General features: G+C 65.3%; 11 protein-coding genes. 5 read left to right on the top strand and 6 right to left on the bottom strand.

The annotated features are described in order from the left end of the window. The first annotated feature begins 659 nt into the window (after positions 1–659). Together ACW2Q0_RS14620 and ACW2Q0_RS14625 are read left to right on the top strand one after the other, a co-directional pair. The gene (locus ACW2Q0_RS14620; protein ID WP_457190249.1) at positions 660–2,114 is read left to right on the top strand and encodes an alpha/beta fold hydrolase; all 1,455 of its coding nucleotides are present in this window, start codon (positions 660–662) and stop codon (positions 2,112–2,114) included. 387 nt (positions 2,115–2,501) lie between these two features. After that, positions 2,502–2,795 (top strand): hypothetical protein, encoded by a 294-nt coding sequence (locus ACW2Q0_RS14625; protein WP_457190251.1) that lies wholly within the window; start codon positions 2,502–2,504, stop codon positions 2,793–2,795. 184 nt (positions 2,796–2,979) lie between these two features. On the opposite strand, the gene ACW2Q0_RS14630 is transcribed toward ACW2Q0_RS14625, so the two are convergent. Beyond that, a complete protein-coding gene (locus ACW2Q0_RS14630; protein WP_457190253.1) occupies positions 2,980–5,241 on the bottom strand; it encodes a serine/threonine-protein kinase in 2,262 nt (753 codons plus the stop codon). 364 nt (positions 5,242–5,605) lie between these two features. Here ACW2Q0_RS14630 and ACW2Q0_RS14635 point away from each other — a divergent pair, with 364 nt between their 5' ends. Further along, entirely contained in the window at positions 5,606–6,073 is a 468-nt protein-coding gene (locus ACW2Q0_RS14635) for a hypothetical protein (RefSeq protein WP_457190255.1), read from the top strand. Positions 6,074–6,267: 194 nt separating this feature from the next. Here the strand turns inward: ACW2Q0_RS14635 and ACW2Q0_RS14640 are convergent, their stop codons facing one another. The 3 genes from ACW2Q0_RS14640 to ACW2Q0_RS14650 are packed head-to-tail and all read right to left on the bottom strand — an operon-like array spanning position 6,268 to position 8,421. Continuing rightward, positions 6,268–6,948: a GntR family transcriptional regulator gene (locus tag ACW2Q0_RS14640; RefSeq protein ID WP_457190257.1), complete on the bottom strand. Its 681-nt coding sequence runs from the start codon at positions 6,946–6,948 to the stop codon at positions 6,268–6,270. Beyond that, positions 6,935–7,666 (bottom strand): maleate cis-trans isomerase family protein, encoded by a 732-nt coding sequence (locus tag ACW2Q0_RS14645; RefSeq protein ID WP_457190259.1) that lies wholly within the window; start codon positions 7,664–7,666, stop codon positions 6,935–6,937. The genes ACW2Q0_RS14640 and ACW2Q0_RS14645 overlap by 14 nt, the downstream gene beginning before the upstream one ends. Before the next feature lie 14 nt (positions 7,667–7,680). Continuing rightward, entirely contained in the window at positions 7,681–8,421 is a 741-nt protein-coding gene (locus ACW2Q0_RS14650; protein ID WP_457190261.1) for a maleate cis-trans isomerase family protein, read from the bottom strand. Positions 8,422–8,506: 85 nt separating this feature from the next. On the opposite strand from ACW2Q0_RS14650, the gene ACW2Q0_RS14655 reads away from it, so the two are divergent. Continuing rightward, positions 8,507–9,472, top strand: coding sequence for a D-2-hydroxyacid dehydrogenase (locus tag ACW2Q0_RS14655; RefSeq protein ID WP_457190262.1), 966 nt, complete (start codon positions 8,507–8,509; stop codon positions 9,470–9,472). A gap of 12 nt (positions 9,473–9,484) precedes the next feature. Continuing rightward, positions 9,485–10,873: an amidase gene (locus ACW2Q0_RS14660; protein ID WP_457190264.1), complete on the top strand. Its 1,389-nt coding sequence runs from the start codon at positions 9,485–9,487 to the stop codon at positions 10,871–10,873. 77 nt (positions 10,874–10,950) lie between these two features. Here ACW2Q0_RS14660 and ACW2Q0_RS14665 read toward each other — a convergent pair whose 3' ends face one another. Then, positions 10,951–11,448: a DUF3830 family protein gene (locus tag ACW2Q0_RS14665; protein ID WP_457190266.1), complete on the bottom strand. Its 498-nt coding sequence runs from the start codon at positions 11,446–11,448 to the stop codon at positions 10,951–10,953. Positions 11,449–11,465: 17 nt separating this feature from the next. After that, positions 11,466–12,713 (bottom strand): aspartate aminotransferase family protein, encoded by a 1,248-nt coding sequence (locus tag ACW2Q0_RS14670; protein WP_457190268.1) that lies wholly within the window; start codon positions 12,711–12,713, stop codon positions 11,466–11,468. Between the last annotated feature and the right edge of the window lie 11 nt (positions 12,714–12,724).

Here is a 12,724-nt window from a genome sequence, read left to right on the forward strand (position 1 = left end):
TGCCGACCGATCCGCCACCACCTGACTGGTTGCCAGGGTGCGCCGTCGACCGGCAGAGCGGGCACGTCGGTAGCCGAAAACGCTGTGCGGTAAGCATTTTTCCAATACGTGGACAACATATTCCCGGATTCCATCACGCCTCCCGCGTCCGACTATCCGACGCGCAGGCACTCTGGGCCCGCACCAACCGGCCACACCACTTGTGGTTCGGGTCACGATAACATAACGATTTCCGGTTCGCAGCTGAAAAGTTTCCGACAGCTGTCGAGGCCGCCCGGTAAGGAGAAGAAGGCTCGCTGGATCGAGCTGATATCAGCGCGCGTACTCGGCCCCGATATTGCGGGCAATTGATCGGCATACGCCGCTATCGCGGCAGCCCGCGATCCATACGCGTCGGCGCTCCCCGCAAAACCTGATGTCGGAGGCTCAACCGTGATGTGGCAGGCGCAAGCATGGTGACAATCGTCGAAATCTGGGCCTCGCCGAGCCGGTTTCAGCAAACCGCAGTAGGGTGCTGGTCCGAGACCCCGAAAAATGGCTGTGCGGCGGAATCAGGGATGCGTACACGGAGGTCTCGGGCAGGAGATGCGATGCCGATAATGTGGGTTCGATGGCTCGTTCTGGGGGTCATATCGGCAGCTGCATTTGCGACATTGCCCGTGGGAACGGCAAACGCCGATCCGGTCGATGACATCCCCGCTGGGCTGGAGTCGTTCTACCACCAGCAGCTGGAATGGAAGCCGTGTGACGACGCGGTGCTCGACGGCGCGGGTGCTCAGTGCGCGGGAGTCGTCGTACCACTCGACTACACCCGACCGGACTCCCGCACGCTGACCGTCGCGATCTCGCGTATCCCGGCCGCCGACCCGGACCGCAGGCGCGGAATCATGCTGTCCAACCCCGGCGGTCCCGGCGGTCCGGGCCTGAGCATGATTGCCGACCTCCGGGATCGGTTCACACCGGATGTCCGTGCCCAGTACGACCTGGTCGGTATGGACCCCCGTGGTATCGGCCGATCGGACCGAATGAGCTGTGCGCTGCCGCTGCCCACCATGTTGTTCTCGGCCGGCTTCGACGCCTTCGGCTACGCGCGCGACGCCACCCTCGCCGCCGCGCTCGCGGCTTCCTGCGTAGTACCCGATCCCGAGAAGGCCCGGTCCATCACCACCCGCAATACCGCCCGTGACCTGGATGTCATCCGCAGCGCATTCGGGGAACGCGAACTCAACTATTACGGTGACTCCTACGGCACCTACCTGGGCGCGGTGTACACCCAGATGTTCCCTCAGCACAGTGACCGGATCGTGCTGGACAGCGCCATCGACCCGGACCGCTACTGGATCGGCACGTACCAGGACATGGGTGCGGTCAACGAGGCCGGGCTCGACGACTGGGCGATCTGGGCGGCCCGCCACGACGCCGACTACCACTTCGGCGACAGCGGATCGCAGGTCCGGGCCTTTGTCGAGGACCTGATCCGACGTGCCGCCGCGCATCCGGTCATCGGCAACGGCTATCTCATCGATGAACACACCGTTCCGATGATGCTGCTGTCGCTGTTGTCGAATCCGAAGAAGAACGCCAGCCTCGCCGGGCTCGTGCGGACCCTGGCTGACGCAGTGTCCGGGCTGCCCATCGACATGGAGCAGCTGAAAGCGAAAGTCAGCGGCCCCGTTCCACTGGATGCCTCGGGCATGGCCGCGGTCATGTGCGGCGACAAGGCCGCACCCCGGGATCTGGCGTGGTATCGCCGCAATATCGAAAGCGTCCGGGCGGCCCAACCGGTGTTCGGCGCGTTCGCCAACAACATCACCGCATGCGCGTTCTGGCCGGACCCAGTCGAGCCACCCACCGCCGTGCACAACCTGACACCAGCCCTGATCCTGCAGGCAACCCGCGACACCCGCACCCCCTACCAGGAGGGCCTTGCATTGCACCAGGACCTGACAGCGTCACGAATGGTCACCCTGGCAGATACCCGCGTTCACGGCCTCCTCGGCTCCAACCTGAGCCATTGCGTGAACGAGGTCGTCAATACCTACTTCCGTGACGGCATCCTCCCCGATGCCGACCTCACCTGCCAACGCGACACCAACAATCTCCCCGACAACTGACCGCAGCGCCCAGCGGCACGATCCACTCGACGGGCTGACCGGTGATCTCGACGCGGGCTGTGGCCGGCCAGCGGGCCCCGAGCGCGTCGTCGGCTCGAGGTCGCGCTGTGCCGGGATCGAGGGTCCCCTGCGAAATCGGGTCCGCCGCATACGGATACGCGGCACCGTCCGAGAAATTGACCGAATTTGATCACGGAATTTGATCTTCGAATTCACATCCGGGATTAAGATCAAATTGTTTCACCTCGACAAAATGTGCCGTTAGCCCATTATTAACCGTGATTATTCGCACAGCAAGATTAGTGGATTTGCAGATTTCTTCTTCATAACATTTGTGGTGCACGCCGTGATGGCGTCGTTATCTGTATGCGAAAGGAAGCTCTGTACATGTTCTCTCGTAAGGTCCTTGCCGTCACCGTCACCACCGTCTCCGCCGCCGCCCTGTTCTTCGGCCCGGTCGCGGTCGCCTCCGCCGCCAAATCCCCCGCGACCGGTTCCGCGGGCCTGGGCTCGGGTTCGGCCGACGGCGGCTCATCCACGGGTTCGGCTGGCTCGTCCTCCGGTTCCGCGATGCTCGACTCCGGCAGTTCGGCTGTCGACGGCGGCACCCACGCCATCGTCAACATCATCGATGTGATCACCGGCGTCCAGAACCTGAGCCAGCCCAAGCCCGCCTCCTGATTCGGTCTCGGTAGATCACCGCTTCGTCCATCTCGCCCCTCGTGGGCTGGATTTCTTTTGTGCCGCTACGCCGAGTGTCGGCAAGAGCGCGCTATTGCAGTCAATTTGCGCTGTCGGCCACCATACTGATCTTGCTCGTGTCGATCCTGTTGTCGGCAATCGCCGACAACATCTCTACCGGCTGCTATTTCTCGGGTCGGTGGGATCGTGGATCGACGATCCGTTCGAGGGCGTACAGGTCCGATTCGAGTGCGTAGAAGATGCGCAGCGCGCCGACGAATGCGAAAAGGCTGACAGCGCAGAAGATGACGGTCGGACCGATCACCGTCTGCTGCTGAGCTGTATCGAGGTAGACCAGACCGGCCGCGACACCGAACAGCGGTACCGATGCGGCGATGCCGAGATATATCCGGCTGCGCCTGGCCAGCCGTCGCAGCCGTACCGCGTCGTCGGGGAAGGTCTGCCCGGTGCCGAGCAAACCAGGGTAGTACCAGCGCAGCACGAAGAATGTGACGGGGAAATAGGAGTACACGACCGCGACCGCGGCCGCGACGATCTCGGATGCGACGAGGTTGATCGTGAATTCCGTGGTGAGGTCCTCGTGGAATCCCAATTCGGGCAAGAAGATCAGCAGTGACAAGGCCCAACCGGTGAACGCGACCATCGCGATGCGGTCACCACAGGCCAGGGTGTCGGCGCGGGCGTGTGCGAGGGTCTGGTCGTCGAAGTGTTTGCCGCGCCGCAGTCCGTAGGGCACGAGGTACACCCGTCGGCACCAGTACAGCAGCACGGCAATGCCGATGGGGTAGCCGATCACGCCGAGCATAACCGTGAGGCGGAAGAGTTGGGCGCTGTCGTCGGGGGTGAGTACCCCGTTGAGCAGCCGTGCGTTGTGCGCCCAAAGGTACAGTACGCCGAGGACCTGCCCGAGCACGCTGGACAGCGTCACCACCGGCATCGGCCGCATCCGTAGTTTCGCGCGGATGGTGTGGGCCGGCGGATCGACGAGGTCGCGGGCGCCCCGGTCGAGGGTGAGGTCGAGCTGGTTGGCGAGTTCGGCGCCGTTCGCGAATCGCTCGGCCGGATCGGGGGACAGACAGGTGAGCAGGGCATGCCGGAGAACCGCCGGGCAGTCCGGTGGGATATCGGCGGCAAACCGATCGCCGAGCGGCCGGCGGCGTAGTTCGATCATCCGCTCGAGTGAGGTATCCGATTCACCCGCACCGCATTCGTCGTCGAAGGGCCGTCGGCCGGTGAGCAGTTCCCACAGCACGACCGCGAGCGCGTAGAGGTCGCTGCGGGTGTCGAGGTCGGCGGCGGTGGTGGCCATCGTCGGATGGCAGGCCTCGAGTTGTTCGGGGGACATGTAGGACAGCGAGCCGCCGAAGTAAGCCGCGGGGCTGGCGCCGGGTATGTGACGGCTGAAGCTGATGTTGAAGTCGGCGAGTTTGGGTTGCCCATCGACGGTGAGCAGGACGTTGGCGGGCTTGATATCGCGATGCAGCACTCCGGCGTGGTTGGCGTAATCCAACGCCGAGGCGAGTCTGCTGCCCAGCCACGCAACCGTTTCCGGCCAGCTCAGCCGTGCGAGTTGGCTACGGGTGGGGGATGGCTGCGGTTCGAGCACCCCGCCGCTGGTGGCCGCTTCGTCGACGGCGTCGAGCAGTAGCCGACCGGTCTTGCCCTCGACTCCCGTGCGATGCAGGAGCCGCAGCACACCGAGTAGCGTGCCGCCAGGCACGTACTGCATGTACATCAGTTTCAGATGCTGGTCGGCGATCTGGCGTTGGTCGAAGACACGCACGATGTGCTCGTGGTCGAGTTGGGCCAGCGTCTGCCCCTCGCTGCCGCGATCATGGGAGATCTTCACCGCGACGAGCCGCTGCATCGAACGCTGCCGCGCCAGGAACACCCGGCCGAATGCGCCTTGGCCGAGCAGGATCAACATGTCGAAATCGTCGACGGTCGCACCGGGATTGATGGTGTCGAGGGTGGCGAGCGCGGCCGGATCGGCCAACAATGTGGTCCGGGAATGATCGGCATCCAGGCGGTCGGCGATCCGCGCCATCTGCTGGGTATATCGCTGCACGTATTCGGTGAGATCGACATCGTCATCGAGTTGGCGGCGCGCGGTGATCTCTTCGTAGATCAGGTCCGGAGGCAGTGGGGCGATATCGAGTTCGGGGAATTCGGCCCGGTACTCGTCGAGGCGCTTGCCCGCCTGTTTGCGTACCGAGCGATGCTGCAGATCCACTTTGATGAGTTCGATCAGCGTAGATCGCCGCAAAGCACCCACGGCCGGGAGGTGTGCGGCCAGTTCGGGCGGTTCGCTCGCGGCCTCCCACTCACCCGCGAAATCGGCCACCGCCTGGGCCAGCACAGTCCGCGTCGCCTGCGCGTTCTCCCCGCCATTCTGCTGTGATATGGCGCCGAACTGCGTGTTCATCGTCGGCTCACTCGATCGGTTTCTGGCGTCCCGGACAGAACCGCGACTCTTCGATTATCGTCGCCCGCTGCCGATCTTCGCTACCCGTCAGGCGGTCCGGCTGGTTCGAGTGGTCGCGGGTGCGTGCGCAGCTCGACCAAGGTTCGCGCCGTGCCCTTGCGCTGACATGTGCCGAAGTTCATGCTCATCGTAGGAACCACCGCGCCCTCGCTCAGATCGTTCTCATTCCTGGCGTCGAACCAGCGCCGTCACTGTCGACGGGAACAAGGCCGAGGCTGTGCCAGCCCCAGGGGATTGACGGCTGCGGATGCCACGCCCGGGCTCGCCGCCCTGAAGCAGTCGTCCCAAAGCGAAGGAGCAAACAATGTCCACCATCCACTTGAACGAGACGACGACCTCGACACCGGAGCAGTTCGTGGCGGCGCTCACCGATTTCGGGCCCGGCCGCTCACAACTGTTCGGCAACAGTGCCGACAATTATCTCGAGGTGCATGACCAGGGCCGATGTGAGGCTGACGTCACCGAGGGCTCGCACGGCATCTGGGAACGTCTGCACTACGACTGGTCGGATCCCGGCCGTGTGGTCATGACAACCACCGACTCCAACTTGTGGGGCGGCCACTCGGGTCACACATATGCCTTCACGCGTCGGCCGGATGGGACGACCGACGTGGATGTTGTCGTGGTGCGCGAGGGAAAGAACCTCAAAGGACGTATTCTCGGAGTCGTTGTCGGGACCATCGGTAAAGGCGTCTTGAAAAGCGCCTTCGAAAAGACCGTCAAGGCTATCGAAGCCCGCGACAACGGCGTGGGAACTGCGGGACGCTCCTGACGGAACCGCCCCATCGGGACGCTGGTCGGCTTGTTTATTGCCAGAGCCGCTGACAAGGCAGGGGCGTCAGGGCCTCGCGCATGTCTTGGTCGATCAGAATGGTTGCAAGTTGAAGTGCGTGCGCGGCTTTGGCAAAGGCGTGCGCGGCGACCGAGTCTGCCCAATGGACGGGCTCGGATGGATTGACCCGTCGACTACGTCGCCTGCTCGTCGAGGCGGTATTGGAGACGGAGGCGCTGGACCGCGTCGTCCATGTGCTCGACCAGTAGGGTCCGCGCTCGGCGCACCGGACCCGAGCCGATGGCGTCGCGCAGGTCGACGTGCTCTTGGGCTTGTTCGCGCAGGTCGGTGTACGTTGTTTGTAAGGCGCCCAAGCACATTCGGGTTTCGATCAGCAAGGTGCGGGCCGCTCGGACGAGGCGGGGGCTGCCCGCGCTGTCGACCAGGGCTTCATGGAAGGCTTGGTCGGCGTCGGAAACGCCTGCGGCGTCGCCGTTTTCGGCACAGGTGCGCATGGCGGTGACGCTGGGTTCGAGGGCGGTGTAGGCGATGGCACGGCGGCCGTCGAGGATGAGGGTGAGGGCGCCGCCTTCGATGGCGGTTCTGGCACGGTAGATATCGGTGACGTCGTCGATTGTCAGTTCGATGACGAAGATGCCGCGGTTGCGGATGCTGTACAGCAGGCCCTCGGTGAGCAGGCGCTGCATGGCCTCGCGGACCGGACCGCGCGATACGCCGAATCGGGTGGCGAGGTCGGCTTCGCCGAGTTGGGCACCGGGGGCGAGGTTGCCGCGCATGATCGACTCGCGGAGCCGATCGGCGATCATTTCCGCCGTCGACTGCCGATTCACCGGCTCGAAATCAACGACCGACATGGATATGCCTTTCCGCGAAGAGGGAGCCGAGCACCGCGGACGCCATCGCGTTGCCGGTCAGCCGCAGACCCTCCCAGATGGTGACCTGATTGGCTGTCAACACAATCTTGCCCAAGCGCGCCTCGAGTTCCGGCAGTACCCCGAGGGTGTGCATAGCGGTATCCGGAATCAGCAGCGCCTGCGCATCGGGATGATCGTTGGCGACCGCCAGTTCGCGTACCTGCGCGGCGGTCAGGGTGCCGACCTCCGCGGCGGTATCGATACCGGCGCTGGCGCATGCGACCACCTCGATTCCGGCATCGGCCAGGAACTCCACGAACAGCCGCGCGACCTCGTCCGGATAGCTCGCGGCGACCGCGACGCGGCGCACGTCGAGCGCCTGCGCGGCCGCGACGAAGGCGAGGCTGGTGCTCGACGCCGCAACCCCCGCGGCCGCGGCGAGCGCGCGCACCTGATCCCGCGCACCCTGCGGCCCGTACACGAAACTCCCTGAGGTGCAGGCCCATACGACGGCGTCGGGCCGCTCCGGTGCGAGCAAGGCGGCGCCGTGGCGTAACTTGTCCGGACTGCCCAGCTCGAGCAGCTCCGCAATGGCGTGCAGATCGGTCCCGTAGATATGGGCGACGGGCAACCGCACGCCGAGCAGCGAGGCGGCGAGCGGGTAGTCGTCCTCGGCCGCGTGGTCCGGGTAGATGAAACCGACGGTGGGTGCCTGCATACCTCTACTTCCGATCAGAAAACGTTGAGTAGCCACTTACCGGGACCGGTCATGGGCAGCTTCATCCGGCCCAGGCAGGCCCACATGGTGAGCTGATTCGCGGTGAGTACGGGTTTGCCGAGGGCCTGTTCGAGCGGCTCGATGACGTCGTAGGTGGGCAGGTTGGTACAGCTGACGAAGATGGCTTGAGCCCGCGGGTCGTCGGCGCCGAGAATGCGTTCGGCGATGGTGCGGTAGTTGACCTTCCAGATGCCGCCGCCCAAACCCAAGTGGTCCGAGCGGATTACGATGCAGCCCGCCTCGGCGAGGAAGTCGTGCAACTTGTGGGTGAGGATTTCGTCGTAGGGGGTGAGCACCGAAACTCTGCTGATATCCAGATGCTGGATCGCCTCCACCAGGGCCCCGGAGGTGGTGACGGCGTCCAGCGCTCCGGCCCGGCAGATGGTGTCGCGCAGTGACTTCTCGTAGGCCAGCCCTCTGATGAAGCTGCCCGAAGTACACAGGTAGGCAACGACTTCCGGCTCGACGTGCATCACATCGCGCGTCGCCGCCGTAAGATGTACCGGATTGGAGACCAGCTCGGCCATCGCCAGCGAAACCGGCACCGGCTCATAGGGTGTGCGGGCCAGGTGCAGGCTGACATCCAGCGGCGCCCAGCGCCAGAGTTCGCGTTCGAGCGCGAGGTCGAACGGTGCGATGATCCCGATACCCCGTTGTGCGACGGGCCCTTCGATATCGGGCAAGCCGAGTTCCAATGCGGCCCCTCTCGCGCTCAGCCGTCGGACCTCCGAGAACGATCGGATTGTTGACAATCATACGATGTGATTTTAGTGTGTCAATGTGGAACAGGGCCCGATTGTCACCGTCCTGCATCGTGACAGTGTGCCCGACTCGGACCTCATGGCCACGGTGGCCGATCGAGCCGAAGTGCGGTACACGGAAGCGCCCGGTCTCGCCGACGCACTGCGCGGCGCCGACGCGTTATTCGTCTACGACTTCCTGACTCGCGCGGTTCCCGGCGCCTGGCACGCGGCCGATCGGCTGCGCTGGCTGCATATGGGCTCGACCGGGGTGGATCCGGTGATGTTCCCCGAACTGCGGGAAAGCGAGGTCGTGGTCACCAATACACGTGGCGTATTCGATACGGCCATCGCGGAATACGTCTTGGGGCAGATCCTCGGTTTCGCCAAGGATCTGTCGGGATCGCTGCGCTTGCAACAACGGCACGAATGGCGGCACCGCGAATCCGAACGCATTGCGGGCGCCTCCGTTCTGATAGTCGGAACCGGCTCGATCGGTCGCGCCACCGCGCGATTGTTGCGCGCCGCCGGAATGACCGTGCGAGCGGTGGGCCGCCGCGCGCGGGCCATCGACCCGGATTTCGGCACCGTGAGCACCGACCTGCATGCCGAACTTCCCATCGCCGATTACGTCGTCGCAGTCGCGCCGCTGACGCCGCAGACCCGGGAAATGTTCGATGCCAAGGCATTCGCCGCGATGAAACCACATGCCAGGTTTGTCAATGTCGGACGTGGGGAACTCGTAGTGACCGACGACCTTCTTGCCGCACTCAGCACCGGATCGATAGCCGGGGCGGCACTCGATGTGGTGGATCCGGAACCGCTACCGGCGCGCCATCCGCTGTGGGATATGCCGAATGTGCTTATTACACCGCACAATTCGGGTGATTTCAGCGGCTGGCGAACCGCAGTCGTCGCGGCGTTCACCCACAATTTCGACAATTGGATCGCCGACCGGCCGTTGGACAACGTGGTCGATAAAGAGCTGGGGTACGTGCCCGGCTGAAGGAGCCCTGCCATGAACCCGGACATCAATACGCAACCGGCCGCGATGACCGCTGTCGAATTGGTCTCGGCCTACGCGGCCGGCACCCTTTCTCCGGTCGAGGCGACCGAGGCAATTCTCGACACCATCGCCGCGCGCGATGGCGAAGTGAATGCTTACTGCCTGGTCGATCCGGATCGGGCATTGGTGCAGGCCAAAGATTCGGAAGCGCGCTGGAATTCGGGCTATGCCCGCGGATTACTCGACGGTGTGCCGATTTCGATCAAGGACATTTTCCTGACCGAGGGCTGGCCCACCCGGCGCGGCAGCACCTCGGTCGATCCGAGTGGGCCCTGGCAGGTGGACAGCCCGGTCGCGGCCCGGCTGCGCGAGGACGGCATGGTGTTCCTCGGCAAGACGACCACTCCGGAAATCGCTTGGAAGGCGGTCACCGACAGCCCGCTGACCGGCGTCACCCGCAATCCGGCCGATCCCACGACGACCGCGGGCGGCTCCTCCGGCGGCAGCGCCGCCGCGGTGGCGGCGGGGATGGGTCCGGTATCGGTCGGCACGGACGGTGGTGGCAGCATCCGCATTCCGGCCGCGTTCTGCGGCATTGTCGGCTTCAAGCCGACGCACGGTCGAGTTGCGCTGTATCCGGCGAGCCCGTTCGGTCCGCTGGCCCACGCCGGCCCGATGACCAGGACGGTCGAGGACGCCGCACTGCTCATGGACATTCTGTCGCTGCCCGATCCGCGCGATCCGACCGCGCTGCCGCCCACGGTCACCACCTTTCGCGGCCAGATGTCGCGTGAGGTGCGCGGGCTCACCGTCGCCTACTCGCCGACGCTCGGTTATGCGAAGGTCGATCCGGAAGTCGCCGCGATCGTGGATGCGGCGGTGCGGCGGCTGGCCGAGGCCGAGTTGCGGATCATCGCGACCGATCCGGGCTTCGAGGACCCGCGCGAGGCATTCGAACTGCTGTGGGCCGCCGGTGCGGCGACCATGTTGGCGAAATTCCCGGACGGCGCGCGCGAAAAGGTGGACCAGGGATTGCGCGCGGTCTGGGAACTCGGCGAAACCATCAGTGCCGTCGACTATCTCGACGCCCGCGCGGTAGCCGCGCGACTCGGTATCATCATGGGCGCCTTCCATGACACCTACGACCTGCTGATCACCCCGACGATGCCGATCACCGCATTCGAGGCGGGGCACGATGTGCCGCCCGGCAGCGGGCTCGACGGATGGCCGCAGTGGACGCCGTTCACCTATCCGTTCAATATGACCCAGCAACCCGCGATCAGCATCCCGGCGGGCACCACCGCCGCCGGGCTGCCGGTCGGCCTGCAGATCATCGGGCCGCGCCACTCCGATGATCTGGTCCTCGCGCTCGCCCGCTACGCCGAATACGTCCTCGGTTAGCCACTCGCCCCTTTCAAGCCTCTCCCAGCCCCGAGGAAGCGAGTCGTGCGAACACGCCGTGCCGCAGGCGCGGCAAATCAATCACAGCGGGCGAAGGCCAGGGTCTCACCTTGGACGCCCTGCAGCCATAGCGTGTTGCAGGCCGTCGCGATATCGGCGAGACCCTCTTCGATGGTGGCGAAGACATTGCCGGGCACCCAGCCCAGATCGCCATTGATGAGCAAGTTGTTGCGACCGTAGAACAAAGCCAGGTCGGTGGCGCCCTGTTCGTGGTGCGCCGCCGTGCCGGGCTCGTAGCCGTAGGCCGGGTTGCCGATCTCCCACGCTTCGAAATCGAACAGGCAGACATCTCCCGGAATGGGGGTGACGGTCGGGTTCTCCCGACGCGGTGCCGCCACGATCCGGGGCAGCAGCGTGTACACCTCGTTGCGGGCGTATTTGGCGTGGAATGCGTTGCCCTCCTGCGGCAGCGCGTCCCACACCGCGGCGCAGGTCCGCGGTGCTTCGGCATCGAGCAGCCGGGCTCGGCAGCTCACGCCTGCCTTGGTCAGTGTGATCGTGAGGTAGCGGGCCATCGGTTCTCCCCTCCTGATCATGTGGCGAGTTCGGCGAGCACGGTCGACCAGATCGCGAGCGCGTCATCGATCTGGGTATCGGTCACGATCAGCGGCGGGATCATTCGCACCACATTCATATACGCGCCGCAGGTGAGCAGCAGCAGCCCCTTCTCGACCGCGAGCCGCTGGGCCGCGACTGCGGTCGCGGTATCGGGTTCGCCTGTCGCGGTGGTGAATTCGGCGCCACACAGCAATCCGAGACCGCGCACATCACCGATCGCCTTGGTCGCGCCCGCGCGCAGGCCGGTCAGCAGTTGCGCGCCGCGCGCGGCGGCATTGGCCACCAAACCCTCCGATTCGATCACCTCGAGCGTGGCGATCGCCGCCGCACAGGCCACCGCATTGCCGCCGTAGGTGCCGCCCTGCGAACCCGGCCAGGCCTTGACCATCAGCTCACGCGGCGCCGCGATTCCGGACAGCGGGAACCCACTGGCCAAGCCCTTCGCGATGGTGATGACATCGGGTCGGACGCCGAAGTGCTGATGTCCGAAGAACTTTCCGGTCCGGCCGAAGCCGGTCTGGATCTCGTCGAAGATGAGCACGATGCCGTGCTGGTCCGCGCGTTCGCGCAGCCCGCGGAAGAACGCGGTGTTGCCGGGGACGTAGCCGCCCTCGCCGAGCATCGGTTCGACCACGAATGCGGCGGTTTCGGTGGGGGAGGTGACGGTGGCGAACAGGTAATCGAGTTCGCGCAGTGTGAAGTCGGTGGCCTCGGCCTCGGTCCAGCCGTAGCGGTATGCGGTGGGGAACGGTGCCACGTGCACACCGGACATCAACGGGCTGAACCCGGCGGAGAAGCGGGTGCCTGAGGTCGTCATGGTCGCCGCCGCGACCGTGCGACCGTGAAATCCGCCCTGGAAGACAACGATATTCGGCCGTCCGGTGGCCTGGCGGGCCAGGCGCAGCGCGGCCTCGACCGCCTCGCTGCCGGAGTTGGCGAAGAACAGCGTGTCCAGGCCTTCGGGCAGCACCGCGCCGAGCCGCTCGGTGAGTTCGAGCAGTGGCCGGTGCATGACGGTGGTGTATTGCCCGTGGATCAGCTTGGCGACCTGGGCCTGGGCCGCCGCCACCACGTGCGGGTGGCAGTGGCCGGTGCTGGTCACACCGATGCCCGCGGTGAAGTCGAGATAGCGGCGGCCGTCGATGCCATACAGGTAGCAGCCCGATCCGTGATCGACGGTTACCGGGGTGGCCTGCTTGAGAACGGGGGATAGCTCGGTCATGATCCGCCTCC

The sequence above is a fragment of the Nocardia citri genome (genome assembly GCF_054065835.1).

What these genes read in the sequence shown, in the direction of transcription:
- ACW2Q0_RS14645 (WP_457190259.1), bottom strand. Translation starts at nt 7,666, where the DNA reads ATGCAGGCACCCACCGTCGGTTTCATCTACCCGGACCACGCGGCCGAG.
- ACW2Q0_RS14665 (WP_457190266.1), bottom strand. Translation starts at nt 11,448, where the DNA reads ATGGCCCGCTACCTCACGATCACACTGACCAAGGCAGGCGTGAGCTGC.
- ACW2Q0_RS14660 (WP_457190264.1), top strand. Translation starts at nt 9,485, where the DNA reads ATGAACCCGGACATCAATACGCAACCGGCCGCGATGACCGCTGTCGAA.
- ACW2Q0_RS14670 (WP_457190268.1), bottom strand. Translation starts at nt 12,713, where the DNA reads ATGACCGAGCTATCCCCCGTTCTCAAGCAGGCCACCCCGGTAACCGTC.
- ACW2Q0_RS14635 (WP_457190255.1), top strand. Translation starts at nt 5,606, where the DNA reads ATGTCCACCATCCACTTGAACGAGACGACGACCTCGACACCGGAGCAG.
- ACW2Q0_RS14640 (WP_457190257.1), bottom strand. Translation starts at nt 6,948, where the DNA reads ATGTCGGTCGTTGATTTCGAGCCGGTGAATCGGCAGTCGACGGCGGAA.
- ACW2Q0_RS14625 (WP_457190251.1), top strand. Translation starts at nt 2,502, where the DNA reads ATGTTCTCTCGTAAGGTCCTTGCCGTCACCGTCACCACCGTCTCCGCC.
- ACW2Q0_RS14630 (WP_457190253.1), bottom strand. Translation starts at nt 5,241, where the DNA reads ATGAACACGCAGTTCGGCGCCATATCACAGCAGAATGGCGGGGAGAAC.